A 15,564-nucleotide genomic window follows, 5' to 3' on the forward strand; every position below is an offset into this window, starting at 1 on the left:
CCTGACTGACTGCCCCTATGCGGTAACGGAGTGTGCGGACCCCACGCTCTCCAGCACGGCCCCTTCAGCCGCGAGATCGCTGGCAAAGCCGGACAGCAGACTTGCCTCCTCGCCTGCCGCGGCCCCGCCGTAGATGTAGAAATCCGGACGCACGAGCATCGCCGACCAGCCACGCGCATCGAGGAAGGACACAATGCGTCCGTCGATATCCTCGGCATTGCCCCCGTTTGCAGCGTCCGCGAACACCAGCTTGTGCAGCCGGATGCCGCGAAGTGCATCGGGAACCGCGATGTCCTCGCGCGAGATCAGCAGGAAGCCCTGGCCCGTCAGATCGTCCATCGGACCGGTTCTGCCCTGCCAGGCGATCTGGCCGTGCGGAGAGAGCTCGCCGGCCCCTGCAACAGGCTGCCCCTGGCCATCGCGGCGCAGAAGCCCCTGCGTCAGGATAGGATAGGGCGGGAACGGCGGGTGCTCGCCGGCGAAAAAGGCCCGGTCGCGTTCGTTTGCAGTGATTTCGTCGGGAATGCAGATGATCTTTCCGAGGAAGATCGACATCTCGATGAATTGGCGGACATGGGGTGAGCGTTCCGTCTGATAACCATCGAGCAGCCGGGCATCCGCCTTGCCGTCCAGAACGAGATCGAACCGCCAGGCCAGGTTCCAGACGTCGCGCAGGCCCGAACACATCCCCTGCCCCAGGAACGGCGGCATGACGTGGGCGGCATCGCCCGCGATCAGCACCCGGCGGTCACGCCAGCGATTGGCCACCAGCGAACGAAAGTTGTAGACCTTGTGGCGAACCAGTTCGACCTGATCGCGGTTTGCCCAGGGCGCCAGCAGTTCCCAGATCTTTTCCTCGTCCTCCATCTCTTCCGGTTCGGTTCCCGGCAGCAGCATGAATTCCCAGCGGCGGAAGACCTGCCCGTCGCGAACGCCGCCGGGCACGATCGTCGTGGGCCGGGCCGGATCGCAGAACTGGCCCGAAGGCGGGATGCCCAGCTTCTCGATCGTCACCCCGTCCTTGAGCAGCACATCGACGACGAGCCAGTTCGCCTGAAAGCCCAGATCGTCGCGCCCACCGCCAATCGTTTCGCGCACGGTGCTGTTCGCGCCGTCGCATCCCAGCACGAAACGCCCGGTGATGCGTTCGGCAACGCCCGTATCGATGTCCTCGATGTCCACCCATGCGCTATCGGCATCCTGACCGATCGCCAGCGCTTCCTTGCCGCACAGCAAATCGACGCAGTCCAGTTTGGCGACTGCACTGTCGATCGATTCCTCCAGCGTGGGCTGATGAAGGTAGTGCACCAACGGCACCCCCGAGACAGCCTCAGCCGCCGTGTCCAGAGCCAGCAGTTCCTTCCAGTCGGCGTTGAACCACTCATAGCGGCTGGCAGTATGCGAAAACCGCGGCATCAGCGCACCGAGCCCATTGGCGCTCAATACCCGGAACAGTTCATGATCGATACTGACAGCCCGGGGGAGCGGATAGCGTTCCTTCCAGCGTTCGACGATGGCGACCGAACGGCCCTGCCTGCCCAGCGCCAGCGCGAACAACTGGCTGACGGGCCCGTAGCCAACAATCACAACGTCGTAGAGTTTCGACATCTCAGCATCCAATCCCATTTTTTTGTAAACGGCAGTGTTGAGCCGCCGCGTCAGCGAAGACATGCGGGCTATCAGGCCGCCTCTTCGCGGAGTTCCCTTTTAACCAGCTTGGCGATGACCCGGCGCGCCTGAACTGCAGCGACGTCCGTTTTCAGGATGACCGGCTTCATGGCCATCAGATCGGCAGTACCCATCATGCTCTGGCAGGTGTTCACCATCGGCTCGTCTTCCTGCGTGAACGCCTTCAGTGCCATGTCGTGCATACGCTTTTGTTCGGCGGGATCGTCCAGTTTCCGGTTGCGGGCGATCGCTGCGAAGTAGTGCGTGACGTTTTCGCTTTCCGGCGTGAGATAGTGGACGCTCGGCATGTGAAGCGGCTGAGCATTGCTCCCTTCGAGCGGATGCAGCCGGACATCGAGATCGAGGTTGCTGGCCGGGCGCCACCGCATCGTCGCCAAAGTCTCGCACAGGTCATCGTCGAACAATGTCGCCGCGATGGGCATCACGCCGCCCTGCTCAATGCGATAGTCCGAATGAATGACATTGCCCTGCATCGAAAAGTCGTGCTTCGGAACGTCTCCCGCGGCCGCCAGCGTCTCTCCATGGAGAAACGCGGCGTGCGTGAGGTCCAACAGATTGTCGATGACAAGCTGGTAATTGGCGTTGACCTTGAAATAGAGCAGCGCTGCGGCGTAGCCCGGCTGGAAGGCCGCGGATTCCGGCGGAAGGCTCGCTTCATCGGCAAGCGCCGGATCCCCCATCCAGATCCAGACGCCGCCGTTGCGGATGCGCACCGGATAGTGCCTGATCACGACATCCGGCGCCTGCCCTTCGGGATCAACCGGGTTCAGGACACAACGGCCGTCCGGACCGAACTGCAGTCCGTGATAGGGGCACATCAGGGCGTCACCGATTACCCGCCCTTGAGCGAGCGACGCGAAACGATGCGGGCAACGCCCATCAAGCGCGTGCCATTCACCGCAGCTGTCGCGGTAAACGGCGACATGTTCGCCCAGCACCTGTAATCCGAAAGGTTCCTCACCCAGTTCCTGCAACCAGGCCACGCAGTACCAGGCATTCCTCAGAAATTGCGGCATGAACGGTTCCTCCGGATCTTGGTCTGAATCCTATTTTCAGGTCACAGGCTGGCACCAGGCGGAAGAGGAATGTCGTGCGTCGCAACGGCCTCCTTTTCCCGCGCGACAACCCGCTTGAACGTTTCCTTTTCGGACAATCGCTTCGTGTGGCTCGCCAGGTTGGGATATTCGGACAGTGGGAAGCCGCAAATCGCCGCGATCGAGAAAGCCCAGGCAACATAGGTGTCGACCAGCGACCACGTGTCGCCGTACCACCAGTCCTGCCCCTCCAGACGGGCATCAAGGTCCCTGGCTGTCACGCCAAGCTCAGCAGCCGCCAGAGCCCGCGTGCCGTCAGGATCGCTCTCATTGAACAGAGCCGGGCGCATCATGCGCCGGACGATCGGATGGAGCGTTCCGCCGCACCAGATAAGGTCCCCGAGCGCCTGCGCCGCAGTCACGGGATCGTCCAGGCCGGGAAGCATTCCAGCCTCGGGAAAGCGGTTGGCAAGATACCACGCAATCGCCCCGTTTTCGGTCAGCAGATCGCCATCGACCACCAGCGCGGGGACCTTGCCCTTCGGGTTGATCGCGAGATATTCGGGGCTCTTCTGCTCCCCGCGCATCAGTGCCAGCGGATGCCCCTCGAATGCGAGCCCGGCTTCCTCCAGCGCATGAAGCATTACGCGCGAACAGGCCCCGGGCGCGAAATAGGCATGGACAACAGGTTCCTGGCCCATGTCAGACCTCCAGCAGCGCACCGCGCGCATCGTAAGGCGGAATGGATGCCGGGCGAAGCGGCGGAACGTCTTCGGGGGGAAGCGCAGATCCTTGCTTCACAAGCTCGGACATCGGATCGCCGCGCTCGTACCGCTCGATCAGCAGATCCGGATCGAAGTCCACGCCGATCGGATTCATGGCGAAATACGGTCCCTTCATGAAGATATCCGCATCCGCGACCGACATGTTGTCGAACTGGGTTTCGAGCAGCGTGCCGTCATGGTCGGCATAGTAGATCGACGTCGTGATGCCGTGATTGATGCACCAGACGGGGTTGATCCCCTCGGCCTTCAGACGCCGGTAATTGCCCAGCAATTCGCCGAGCGTCGCGAACGTGTACGCCATGTGCTCCAGTCCGACGGTTGGCGGATTGGGCTGGTCGGACAGGAAAGGCATGTTGGCGATGACGACACGGTGATGCTCATCGTCATAGCGAAGGAACGTCAGGAACTCGTTTTCGAATGCCGGGACAGCATTGAGAAACGTCTTATAGAAGCGAACCTGCGCCTCGTACTTGTTCGTGCGCAGAACGGCATGGGCAAAAGCGGCCGGCGTTACATCGGGGAATTCAAGCGCACGGCTGCTTTCGGGATCAATGTCCGGCATTCCAGAAGCTCCTCTCGTGGCGCGACTCTTGTGGTGTCGCCGCCTGCCTCTGACCTATTCGCCACCCGAACCGGTGTCAAATATAAAATATATTTTTTGAAGTCTCCTCCGGTGAATTTGCCGCAAAACAGATCGTTTCAGCGATTTTTATTGCAACAAAATGTATGTTATGGGCATCCTAAGGTTAGCGTGTGTACGACAGCCAGGCCTGGGCGCGCGAGCCGCCGCTCTGGCATGACCTGCCCGCGCGCCGCGCGCTGTTTTAGAGGGTGAGTATGAGTTCCAGTGCTGTCACATCAGCAGGCCGCAGCCAGGCCTCCCGGATCGTCAACGAATTGCGGCGGGCGATCGTTGCTTGCGAATACGCCCCCGGCGATCGCCTTCACATCGCATCACTTGCGAGCAGTTTCGACGCCAGCCCCGGCGCGGTGCGAGAAGCGCTTTCGCGTCTGGCCGGCGAACACCTCGTCATAGCCATCGAACAGCGCGGATTTCGCGTCAGTGATCTGTCGATTGACGATATGCTCGACCTCTATTCGACGCGCGCCATGCTGGAACAGCGCATGGCGTCGGAGTCCGTCAAATCGGGCGGGGCGGAATGGCGCAAGGCCCTGACGGAATGCCATGAACGGTTGCAGCGGTTTGGCCCGAATACGCTCATCAGCAACGATGTGATCGAGGCGCACGAAGATTACCATCGGCAATTGCTCGCGGCCTGCCCCAGCCATTGGCTCAAACGGCTCCACGAAACATTGTACCGGGCCAGCGAGCGGTACCGGTTCTACATGTACCAATATCTCGCCGGCCAGCGGAACGTGATGGGCGAACACGCTGCGATTTATGAAGCTGCCATTGCAGGCGACCATGAATTGACCGGCCTGCTCGTGCGGCGCCACGTCGAACAAACCCGCGATCTGCTCGCCAGCGGACTGGAAAACCGGGTCTCGGAAGACCTGGCCGTCAAGGCCGTCTGACCCTTTCGGGACGGCGCGCATCGATTTTCCGGATATAGCCGCTCACACACGCGCACCCAACCGGCAGGCGCTTGCGCGCCCAGGCAAGCCCGGGCGCGTGGCACAACTGCCGCAGCTGGTCAGCGAACCGTGCTTGCGCCGCCGTCGCAAGGGATAACCGCGCCGGTCGTCCAGGCCGATCCGCGGCCCGCCAGGAATTGCGCGCAACCCACGATGTCCTCCATCGTCCCCAGCCGCTTCAGCGGATTGCGGTCGCGAATGATATCCCCGGCCTTGGCAAGCCGGTCGGCCATCATGTCCGTGTCGAACGGCCCCGGCGCGATCGCGTTGACGAGAATGTGCTGCTCCGCCAGATCCCGGGCCAGATGGCGGGTCAGCATGATGCAGGCCGCCTTGGACGCCGCGTAAGAGAATGCGTTGAACGCAGGCGGGTTGAGGCCCGCTGCCGATGCGATGTTGATGATGCGTGCGGGAGATTGCGGCGTGGCGGCGGCCCGCAGGAGGGGAAGCATCCGCTGGCAGGTGAAGAACACCCCCTTGGCATTGATGTCCATTACCCCGTCCCACATCTCTTCGGTAAATTCGTCGAGACTGCTCATGGTCGCCAGACCCGCGTTGTTGACGAGAATGTCGAGGTGATCTTCCTTAGCGGACACGTCGGCAAACAGGGCATCGATGCCCTCCATGTTCGACAGGTCGCATGGGATGGCGATGCACTCTCCGTACTGCGACAGTTCCCCGGCCGTCGCCTGAAGCCCCTCGGCGCCGCGCGACGCGATATAGACGCGCGCGCCCTGAGCAAGCAGCCCCATGGCAATCATACGCCCCAAACCGGCGCGGCCGCCGGTGACGAGCGCGACCTTTCCGGTCAGGTCGAAAAGGGAATTCAAAGTATCAGCCATATTGTCCTCGCTCTTGAACGTGAAATGGGTCTCTTCAAAACCGTTGCGGCCACCGCCCGGCACCGCAGGCGTGAGAGCGGCAGCGCTTCTGAAATCGCGGTAATTTCGTCAGGATCGCCTCTGAACCGCAGACACGCCCTGCCCGGCACGGCCGCCTTGACGCAGTGAGAGAATTTTCTCTGGACAGGTTCTGACTGCCCCGGACGCTCAGCTGCGCCGCTCACTTTTCGGCTGGCCCGGACTGCCTCTCCTCGATTTTGCTTTCGCGCCTTATAATATATATTTTCCTAACCTCGCAATCGCTTTTTGCCATGCTGCCCGGCAAATTTGCCCAGCACTTCGCGGCAACGTGTGAAGCGCTGCCCGGGATCGGCTGTTTCTGGCTGTCCGGGGGCGAAAGCGACACAGGGAACGCGCATCAAAGATGTGCCCCTGCGCGTTGGGAGTCAAATTTAACTACTTGATATATATTATATATTGTAGATTCAGGATGGACGCGGCGCTGAAACCGGACTGATTCGACTCTTGCTGCAGCCACCTCTGCTCCGCAGCCTGCCTCGACAGATTTTCAGAATAGGGCGAGAAGAGATGGACTGCAGCCGGAATTACCGGGTGTTGCATGGTCCGCCCGAATCAAATATATATTTCTTGGATAGCCACACCGAGAAAGTGCATGGCATAGAATGGGAGCGGAGATGACTGAATATTTGCGCGATAGCTGGTATTGCATCGGATGGAGCAGCCAGCTCGAAGAAAAGCCAATCGGCATCACCGTTTGCGGCACGTACATCGTTGCGTACCGCGGCGCGGACGGATCGATCATCGCGATGGATGGCCGCTGCCCTCACCGCTTTGCCCCGATGAATCTCGGTTCGGTGAACGGCGATACGATCGCCTGTCCTTATCATGGACTGGTATTCGACCGCGACGGCACGTGCATTCTCAACCCGCACGGTGGCGGCGCAATCCCCCCGAACGCAACCCTGAAGGCATATCCGGCGGTCGAGCATCTTGGCGCGATCTGGGTCTGGCTGGGAACCGCCGAACACGCCGACAGATCAAAGCTTCCCATGCTGGAGTGGTGGGGTTCCAGTGACTACGCGGTATCGACCGGGTATCTGCGGGTCGAAGCGCACTACCAGCTGGTCATGGACAACCTGCTCGACCTCACGCACGGTCCCTACCTTCACGCCGACACCTTGGGCGGCGATCCGGCGAACACGGTCGGAGTGGGGATGCGGCACGAATGGGACACGCAGCCCGGGCCAGTGCTCCATTCAAACTATTTCGTCGAGAACATGCCCTCACCCTCGCCGCAGATCATGGCGCTGGTCGGCGATATCCCAGGGCGCTTGCAGGCACGGATGCGGTGGCGGCCTGCCTCGATCCTCGATCTCGACTTGCGGTATTCTCCGGCGGGCGGCGGCGCGGACGCGCATATTCCCAGCGTCCATTACCTTGCGCCTGAATCGGACAATGCCACGCATTATTTCTTCGCGCTTGCCCGCAATGTCGACATCACCAACGAAACGCTGACCGAAATGCTCGCCGCGCAGGTTCACAAGGCCTTCGCCGAGGAGGACGAGCCCATGATCAAGGCCTGCCAGTCGCTGATGGGAACAAGCGACTTGATGTCCATGAAGCCCGCCATCCTCCAGACCGATGCCGCCGCGATACAGGCGCGCCGCCTTCTGAAGAAGGAAATGGCGTGACCTGAAACACAACCGGAAAATTGAGGGAAGAGGATAAACAATGGCAACGGCAGACAGCACAATCACCACGTCCGCCCCGCAGACAGACATCGACTTGTGGTCCGATGAAGTTCTGACGGATCCCTATCCGTATTACCGCGAATTGCGCGATCTGGGCCCCGTCGTCTGGATGCGCAAACATGGCCTATGGGTGGTCCCGCGCTTCAGCAGCATCCGTGAGGCCCTGCTGCACGCCGAAATCTTCAGCTCCAGCGGCGGCGTTGCCGTCAACGACCTGGCGAACCAGGCCGCCGAAGGGGTCATGCTGATATCGGACGATCCCAAGCACAAGCGGCTGCGGCGCACCTTCATGAAACCGCTGCAGCCCCATGCGCTCAAGCAGTTGAGTGAGCGTCTCAATAGTCTTGCCAAGCAGCAGGTCGATGCCGTCCTGGCCAAGGGCGAATTCGATGCGGTGACCGAATTGGCCTATTTCCTGCCGCTGACGGTCGTGACCGAACTGGTCGGCTTCAGCGAGGAAGGCAAGAAGAACATGCTGCGCTGGGCCGCCGCCGTGTTCGACGGGATGGGCCCCATCGGCTATCGGCGCACGATGGACGGCCTGGCAATCACCCAGGAGGCGCTCAAGTACGTGCTGGAGGTCAAGCGCGAAGATCTCGATCCCGATGGATGGGGCGCACAACTGTTCACGGCCGCCGACAACGGCGACCTGAGCTATGCCGAAGCGCAGATCATGCTGATGGACTATCTCGGCCCTGCGCTGGACACGACGATCAATGGCTTCAGCAGCCTGCTCTATCTGCTCGGCAGGAATCCGGACCAATGGGACATGCTGCGCGAAACGCCGGAGCGCCTTCCCTATGCCATCGATGAAGCCGTGCGCCTGGAATCGCCGATCCGCGGCTTTGCCCGGGTCGTGATGCGTGACTGCGAACTGGAAGGCGTCGCCATGCGCAAGGGCGATCGCGCGTTGATGCTCTACGCAAGCGCCAACAGGGACGAGCGGCGCTATCCGGACCCAGAACGGTTCGACATCCAGCGTGATGCGCGCGACCATGTGGCCTTCGGATTCGGCACCCATCTTTGTGCCGGACGGAACCTGGCGAAGCTGGAAATCACCACGATGTTCAACCACCTGCTGTCGCGCATCAGGCGCTTTGAAATCCTCGAAGAAGACCGGATCCCGCACAACACGCTGCGCGGCCTGTCCAAGCTGATGATCCGGGTACACCAGTAAGACGGACTGAAGGCTCGCTGGCGGGGACTCCCTCTCTCCCGTCGCCGTCACGAGCCTGAACGGCGGGGCAATTCCGCGGAGCTTCACAGAGGCTCGGAATTGCCTCGCCGTCTTTGTTTCGCGCGATGCCGAAGGCAACGCGAATGGGCATGATCCAGCGCCTGTCACGGCGAAAGCACTTGCCGCCCCCGAGGGTACGGCAAGTGCCGGACTCCCGGATTATTCTTCGCCGACGATCACGTTCTCGATTTCGCCGAGCCCCTCGATCGCCACCTTCACGGTCTGCCCCTTCTTGAGCCAGGTCCGCGTCGCCGCCCCCACGCCGGAGGGCGTTCCGGTGGCGATGACATCGCCGGGATAAAGCGTCATCACCGTACTCAGATATGCGATCTGATCGGCAATCTTGTAAATCAGGTCATCGGTCCTGGCATTCTGACGAATTTCGCCATCGACCCACAGCTTAATTTCAAGCTTTTCGGGATCATCGATCTCATCGGGCGTGGTGATCCAAGGACCGATCGGCCCATGCGTGTCGAACGACTTGCCAAGCGTCATCGTCTGCGAACGCATCTGCCAGTCACGAACGGACACATCATTCACGACCAGATAGCCCGCGATAACCGAAAACGCGTCGGCACGCGCGACATGGCGGCAGGTCTTGCCAATGACATAGCCCAACTCGGCCTCGTAATCGAGCATGTCGGAGACCGCCGGCATGACGATCGGGTCGGTCGGACCGCTAATACAGCTCACCTGCTTGTTGAACCACAGCTGACTGTCCGGAACCGGAACGCCCGCAGCGCGGGCTTCATCGGCGTGCGCCTCATAGTTCATACCGATGGCGAGAAACTTCTGGGGATCGGTGATCGGTGCTTCCAGATGCACGTCGCTGAGAGCAAAATGTTCGCCATCGACGCTCGCCAGCACCGAGAGATCCCCGGCCGCGGCATCAAGCAGTGCCCGCATTGAATCGCCCGCATCGGCAAACACGGAAAGATCCACCACCACATCGCCGTCCAACCGGCCGACGCGCGTTGTGCCTGAATGGGAAAAGCGGATTAGTCGCAAGGGTTGATCCTTTCCATCACATCAAATTCTGAATGGCCGCCCGCGCAGGCGCAGCCACCAGTACGGTGCCCTGTGCCTGCTGGTGCGCTGCGATCGCAAAAGCGCATGATCTGCGGCCTGCATCTCAGCCAGGCGCTATAGCATCGCTCCCACAGCAGTAAATATATTTTATGGAAGGAGGGTGGCAAGAAATTGTGTGTCCACATCCTCCCGACAACCGGTGAATGCAGGAAAATCGCGGCGATCGAAGCCCGGCATCCGGGCATCGCCCCGGCGTTCAAATCGCCATCACGGATGCACGTAGACAAAACGCCGCTCAGCGCCAAAAATACGCAACAAAATGGCGATTTTTTAGGCAAGGACGGCGAGCGCAGCCTGACGACTGACGCCCGCCGGACATGCGGCTCATGACGCTTTATGCCAGCACAACAGGCCCGCTTCCGCCCGCCGTTCTCTCTATCTAAAATAGATTTTTAATCAATGAACACGCCGCAAGCGCGGGCGCCATCCGCCCCATCACAGCACCTCGAAAAGACCTGCTGCGCCCATGCCGCCGCCTACGCACATGGTGACGACGACATATTTTGCGCCCCGCCTCTTGCCTTCGATCAGCGCATGGCCGGTGCAGCGGGCGCCGGTCATGCCATAGGGGTGCCCGATCGAGATGGAGCCGCCGTTGACGTTGAGCAGTTCGTCGGGAATGCCCAGCCTGTCCCGGCAATAGAGCACTTGCACCGCAAAGGCTTCGTTCAGCTCCCAAAGGCCGATGTCATCCATCGTGAGACCGAACCGTTTCAGCAGCTTCGGCACGGCGAAGACCGGTCCAATGCCCATTTCATCGGGCTTGGTGCCCGCCACCGCCATACCCACATAGCGGCCGAGCGGCGCGAGGCCGCGCTGCTCGGCGAGCCTGGCCTCCATGACCACGCAGGCAGAGGCCCCGTCGGAAAGCTGGCTGGCGTTGCCGGCAGTGATCACGCCGCCTTCCACGACGGGCTTGAGCGAGCGCAGGCCGTCCAGCGTCGTCTCGGGCCGGTTGCCCTCGTCCTTCGCAAGGTGCACCTGCTTGTGCGACAATTCGCCCGTCGCCTTGTCCACCACGCCCATCGTCGCATCGACGGCGAACATTTCCAGATCAAAAGCCCCTGCAGCCTGCGCAGCGGCGGTGCGCTGCTGGGAACGAAGGGCATATTCGTCCTGGGCCTCGCGGCTGATATTGTAGCGTTTCGCCACCGTTTCCGCCGTCTGCAGCATCGGCATGTACATGTCCGGCACCATGGCCAGCAGTTCCGGATCGGGCGTGACGCGCATGTCCTCGGTCTGCACGAGCGAGATCGACTCCACGCCGCCAGCGACCACCACATCCATCCGGTCAACGATCACCTGCTTGGCCGCCGTTGCGATCGTCATCAGGCCGGACGAGCACTGCCGGTCTATCGACATGCCGGAAACGCCATGAGGCAGCCCGGCCCGCATCGCCGCCGTGCGTCCGATCAGTGCCTGATGGCCCTGCTGCATCGCGGCGCCGATCAGGCAATCGTCAATCTCTTCCGGATCAACGCCTGCACGCGCCACAGCCTCACGGATCGAATGGGCCGCCAATGTCGGCGCCGGCGTCATGTTGAACGCGCCCTTGTAGGCCCGCCCGATCGGCGTGCGCGCCGTCGAAACTATCACTGCATCACGCATCGGATATCTTCCCTCACCATTTGTCTACAAAAGGAACTGGTGGCGGAGGCAGGCCGCGGCAGCGCGCCGCACTTCCCTGCCGGTCGCACCGTCACACCGCCTGCTCAGATGAACGCCTCATCGGGACACGTCCGCACGCTGCGGCCATGGCCATCGACAACGGCCAGCCAGGCATGGGCCTGCGGCAATTCAGCCTCGAAAAAGTAGCGGCAGGCACTGGCGAACCCGACCGCGAACCCGGTGCCCCCGGCATCCGCCGTCAACGCCATGTCCAGCCACAGCCAAGCAGCGATGCCATGGCCGAAAGCCCGCAGGAACATCGTCGCATCGTCGAGCGCTTCGGCGCTGTCGCAAGTCCGCAGCCCGGCGACGACCGCCTCGACCCGGTCCCAATAGGCATCCAGCACCCCGGCCTGAACCGGCCAATGCGCGCTCGCCCTTGCCGCCTCGGCAGTTGCGGCGATCCGCCTGCGCAATAGTGCCATGGCCTGACCGTCCGAGCGCAGGATCTTGCGGCCCAGCAGATCGATGGCCTGAATGCCCGCCGTGCCCTCATGGATCGGATTGAGGCGGTTATCGCGCCAGATCTGCTCCACATCGAAATCGCGTGTGTAGCCGTATCCGCCATGCACCTGGATCGCCAAGTCGTTGGCCACGAGCCCGAATTCCGAAGGCCACGACTTGGCGACCGGCGTGAGCAGCGCCAGCAACTCCTCCGCTTCCTCGCTTCCGTCGTCGACAAGGTCCGCGCAATAGAGGCACAGGGCCAAGGCTGCTTCAGCATAAGCCTTTTGCTGCAGCAACATGCGCCGCACATCCGGGTGCGCGATGATCGGCACGGGTTCGCCGCCGCGCTGGCCCGCCGGCCGTCCCTGCGTCCGCTCGCGCGCATACCGCACGGCGTGCCGATAGCCGCGACAGGCAAGAGCCGCGCCCCCCATGCCGACCGAGATCCGCGCCTCGTTCATCATCTGGAACATCTGGGGCAACCCCTGCCCCGGCGCACCGACGAGCCAGCCGATCGCGCCATCCTCTTCGCCCAGGTTGAACAGGCAGTTGGTGGTGCCCCGATTGCCCATCTTGTGATTGAGCCCGGCCACTCTCACGTCGTTGTCCGTGCCATCGGGCAGCTTTTTGGGCACGATGAACAAGGAGATGCCCTGCGTCCCTTCAGGCAGGCTGCCGTCGCCGTTCGCCACTTTCGCCAGCACCAGGTGGATGATGTTCTCGCTCGCATCGTGGTCGGCGCCCGAGATCCACATCTTGTTGCCGGTCAGACGATAGCGTTCGCCGAGATCGTCCTTGCCTTCCCGGACCGCGCGCGTGCGCAGGTCTCCAAGGCTGGAGCCGGCCTGGGCTTCGGAAAGGCACATGGTGCCGAACCAGCGCCCTTCGATTTCCGGCCGCGCGAACATGTCGATCTGCGCAGGCGTGCCGAAGGCCGAGATCAGGCGCGCATTCCCCGCCGTCAGCATGGCATAGGCCGCCGCGCTGATATTGGCCGAGGCGAACAGGCCGTAGATCGCCAGCGAGAGCGATTGCGGCAGGCCCATACCGCCCAACTCTTCGGGGAAGCTCGCCCCGAAGAGCCCCAATTCCCTGAACTGCGACAGAGCTTCGGCAATCTCCGGCAGGATATGCGTTCCGCTGTCGTCCAGATAGGGTTCCTGGACATCGGCGCGCTTGTAGCAGGAGAGAAAGCTGCCGGAGGCGAGCCTGGAACTCATGTCCAGTATCGCGCCCGCCGTTTCGCGGTCGAAACCTGATTTCCCGTCGATCCTGAGCCAGTCGAACAGGAGAAATTCGAGACAGGCGGGCGAGACCAGAAGATCAGACATGGGCGGACTTCTTCACACGTCCACGCTGTCTGCGCGATCGAGCGGCTTGCCCGCAGCCGCGCATTTTTCAAGCAGCGGCGAGAGCCTGAAATCCGGCCCCATCCTGCCGGCATATGTGTTGAGGCCAGCGACGATGGCCGCCAGGCCGATCTCGTTTGCCCAGAACATCGGCCCGCCGGTCCAGCGCGGCCAGCCATAGCCGTAGAGCCAGACCACATCGATGTCCGAAGCGCGCTGGGCGATGCCCTCTTCCAGGATCAACGCGCCCTCGTTCACCAGCGCGTAGAGAGTGCGGACGGTAATTTCATCGTCGCTGATCTCGCGCGGTGCGATCCCCGCCTGTACGCGGAATTCCTCTATGATCTTCTGTGTTGCCGCCGAAGGCGAAGGCTTGCGCCTGTCGTCATAGCCGTAAAACCCCGCCCCGGTTTTCTGGCCCCAGCGTCCCGCCGCATTGAGCGCATCGCGCACGGATTCGATGCGTTCCGGATCGCGATGCCAGCCGATATCGACGCCGGCCAGATCGATCATCTGCAGCGGCCCCATCGGCATACCCAGTTCGGTCGATACCCGGTCCACCTGCTCGGGCGTTGCGCCCTCGACCAGCATCGCGATCGCGCCGTCAAGTCGCGGGGTCAGCATACGGTTGCCAATGAAGCCATGGCACACGCCCGCCACGACCGGCACCTTGCCGGCCCTGCGGCCCAGCGTCATCGCCGTCACCAGCACGTCGGGCGCGGTCCTAGCTCCGCGCACCACTTCCAGCAGCTTCATGACGTTGGCGGGCGAGAAGAAGTGCATACCCACCACGTCCTGCGGGCGAGAGGTCACCAAGGCGATCTCGTCGATGTCGAGATAGGAGGTGTTGGAGGCGAGGATCGCGCCCGGTTTGGCGATGGCATCGAGCCGGGCGAAGATATCCTTCTTCACATCCATGTTCTCGTACACCGCCTCGATGACAAGGTCGCATTCGCCCAGTGCCTTGAAGTCGAGCGTGGGTGTGAGCAGGCCCATTGCCTTTTCCACCTGCTCCGCCGTCATGCGGCCCTTGGCAGCGGTAGCTTCATAGTTCTTGCGCATCACGCCGGTGCCGCGGTCGAGCGCGTCCTGCGCCATCTCGACGATCGTTACCGGAATACCGGCGGAGAGGAAGTTCATCGAGATGCCGCCGCCCATCGTTCCGGCCCCGATGACGCCGATGCGCGTGATAGCGCGCGGTTGGATATCCCTCGGCAAACCATCGATCTTGGCGGCAGCGCGCTCGGCGAAGAAGGCATGGCGTAGCGCCCTTGACTGACTGCCCTCCATCAGCCCGGCAAAAAGCGCCTGCTCGCGCTGCTGGCCTTCCGCCAGCGACAATTGCGCTGCGGCCTTCACCGCCTCGATGCAGGCCCTGGGTGCATCCAGCCGACCGATCGCCCGCTTGTTTTCCGACGCGAAAGCCTCGAACACATCGGCGTCCGCCGTAACGCTCAGGTCCCCTGTGCGGCGCACGTCCGTCTTGCTGCGTGCAAACGCGATGGCCGCTTCCGCCAGCGTGCCTTCTTCGGCCAGAAGGTCGGCCAGACCGAGCGATTCGGCCTTGTACGCCGGGATCGGGTCTCCCTTGACGATCATGCCCAGCGCCGCACCTGCGCCAACGATGCGCGGCAGGCGCTGCGTCCCACCCGCCCCGGGGATCAGGCCCAGCGTCACTTCGGGCAGGCCCAGCTTTGCCGAGGGCGCCGCCACGCGGTAATGACAGCCCAGCGCCACTTCGAGACCGCCGCCCAGCGCCATGCCGTGGAGGGCCGCCACCACCGGCTTGGTGCACGCCTCGATCCGGTCCACCACTTCGGGCAACCAGGGATCGACATGCGGCTTGCCGAACTCCGTGATATCGGCGCCGCCCGAAAACATCTTGCCGCCGCCGCGAATGACGATGGCCTTTACAGCCTCGTTCGCCTCGCCCTCTTCAATCGCCTTGCAGAGGCCCTGGCGCACCGCTGCGCCCAGTGCATTCACAGGCGGATTGACCATGATGATTTCGAGGACATCGTCGTGAAGCACGGTTTCAATCATTGAAAGTCTCTCG

13 protein-coding genes are annotated in these 15,564 nt (G+C 62.4%); 4 read left to right on the top strand and 9 right to left on the bottom strand.

The window, feature by feature from the left end; genetic code table 11:
- Window positions 1-15: 15 nt before the first annotated feature.
- From MTR64_RS19395 to MTR64_RS19410, 4 genes are all read right to left on the bottom strand, one after another.
- Window positions 16-1,608 (bottom strand): bifunctional 3-(3-hydroxy-phenyl)propionate/3-hydroxycinnamic acid hydroxylase, encoded by a 1,593-nt coding sequence (locus MTR64_RS19395; protein WP_243996191.1) that lies wholly within the window; start codon window positions 1,606-1,608, stop codon window positions 16-18.
- Between the two features lie 71 nt (window positions 1,609-1,679).
- Window positions 1,680-2,705: an aromatic ring-hydroxylating dioxygenase subunit alpha gene (locus MTR64_RS19400; RefSeq protein WP_243996192.1), complete on the bottom strand. Its 1,026-nt coding sequence runs from the start codon at window positions 2,703-2,705 to the stop codon at window positions 1,680-1,682.
- Between the two features lie 41 nt (window positions 2,706-2,746).
- Complete coding sequence (locus MTR64_RS19405) at window positions 2,747-3,424, bottom strand: glutathione S-transferase family protein (RefSeq protein ID WP_243996193.1); 678 nt, start codon at window positions 3,422-3,424, stop codon at window positions 2,747-2,749.
- Between the two features lies 1 nt (window position 3,425).
- Complete coding sequence (locus MTR64_RS19410) at window positions 3,426-4,070, bottom strand: VOC family protein (RefSeq protein WP_243996194.1); 645 nt, start codon at window positions 4,068-4,070, stop codon at window positions 3,426-3,428.
- Window positions 4,071-4,345: 275 nt separating this feature from the next.
- Between MTR64_RS19410 and MTR64_RS19415 the strand changes: the two genes are divergently transcribed.
- On the top strand, window positions 4,346-5,044 hold the full coding sequence (locus MTR64_RS19415; RefSeq protein WP_243996216.1) for a GntR family transcriptional regulator: 699 nt from the start codon (window positions 4,346-4,348) through the stop codon (window positions 5,042-5,044).
- Window positions 5,045-5,163: 119 nt separating this feature from the next.
- On the opposite strand, the gene MTR64_RS19420 is transcribed toward MTR64_RS19415, so the two are convergent.
- Window positions 5,164-5,946, bottom strand: a complete 783-nt coding sequence (locus MTR64_RS19420) for an SDR family oxidoreductase (RefSeq protein WP_243996195.1) — start codon at window positions 5,944-5,946, stop codon at window positions 5,164-5,166.
- Between the two features lie 695 nt (window positions 5,947-6,641).
- Here MTR64_RS19420 and MTR64_RS19425 point away from each other — a divergent pair.
- A complete protein-coding gene (locus MTR64_RS19425; protein ID WP_243996196.1) occupies window positions 6,642-7,658 on the top strand; it encodes an aromatic ring-hydroxylating dioxygenase subunit alpha in 1,017 nt (338 codons plus the stop codon).
- A gap of 40 nt (window positions 7,659-7,698) precedes the next feature.
- Entirely contained in the window at window positions 7,699-8,895 is a 1,197-nt protein-coding gene (locus tag MTR64_RS19430) for a cytochrome P450 (protein WP_243996197.1), read from the top strand.
- 219 nt (window positions 8,896-9,114) lie between these two features.
- On the opposite strand, the gene MTR64_RS19435 is transcribed toward MTR64_RS19430, so the two are convergent.
- The gene (locus tag MTR64_RS19435) at window positions 9,115-9,963 is read right to left on the bottom strand and encodes a fumarylacetoacetate hydrolase family protein (protein ID WP_243996198.1); all 849 of its coding nucleotides are present in this window, start codon (window positions 9,961-9,963) and stop codon (window positions 9,115-9,117) included.
- 192 nt (window positions 9,964-10,155) lie between these two features.
- Here MTR64_RS19435 and MTR64_RS19440 point away from each other — a divergent pair, with 192 nt between their 5' ends.
- Entirely contained in the window at window positions 10,156-10,374 is a 219-nt protein-coding gene (locus tag MTR64_RS19440) for a hypothetical protein (RefSeq protein ID WP_243996199.1), read from the top strand.
- 105 nt (window positions 10,375-10,479) lie between these two features.
- Here the strand turns inward: MTR64_RS19440 and MTR64_RS19445 are convergent, their stop codons facing one another.
- The 3 genes from MTR64_RS19445 to MTR64_RS19455 all read right to left on the bottom strand — a co-directional run bounded on the left by MTR64_RS19445 (window position 10,480) and on the right by MTR64_RS19455 (window position 15,551).
- On the bottom strand, window positions 10,480-11,652 hold the full coding sequence (locus MTR64_RS19445; RefSeq protein ID WP_243996200.1) for an acetyl-CoA C-acyltransferase: 1,173 nt from the start codon (window positions 11,650-11,652) through the stop codon (window positions 10,480-10,482).
- Between the two features lie 104 nt (window positions 11,653-11,756).
- Complete coding sequence (locus MTR64_RS19450) at window positions 11,757-13,490, bottom strand: acyl-CoA dehydrogenase (RefSeq protein ID WP_243996201.1); 1,734 nt, start codon at window positions 13,488-13,490, stop codon at window positions 11,757-11,759.
- A gap of 12 nt (window positions 13,491-13,502) precedes the next feature.
- Window positions 13,503-15,551, bottom strand: coding sequence for a 3-hydroxyacyl-CoA dehydrogenase NAD-binding domain-containing protein (locus MTR64_RS19455; RefSeq protein ID WP_243996202.1), 2,049 nt, complete (start codon window positions 15,549-15,551; stop codon window positions 13,503-13,505).
- Window positions 15,552-15,564: the final 13 nt, after the last annotated feature.

Source organism: Novosphingobium album (ex Hu et al. 2023) (genome assembly GCF_022832385.1).
GTDB classification, from domain to species: domain Bacteria; phylum Pseudomonadota; class Alphaproteobacteria; order Sphingomonadales; family Sphingomonadaceae; genus Novosphingobium; species Novosphingobium album.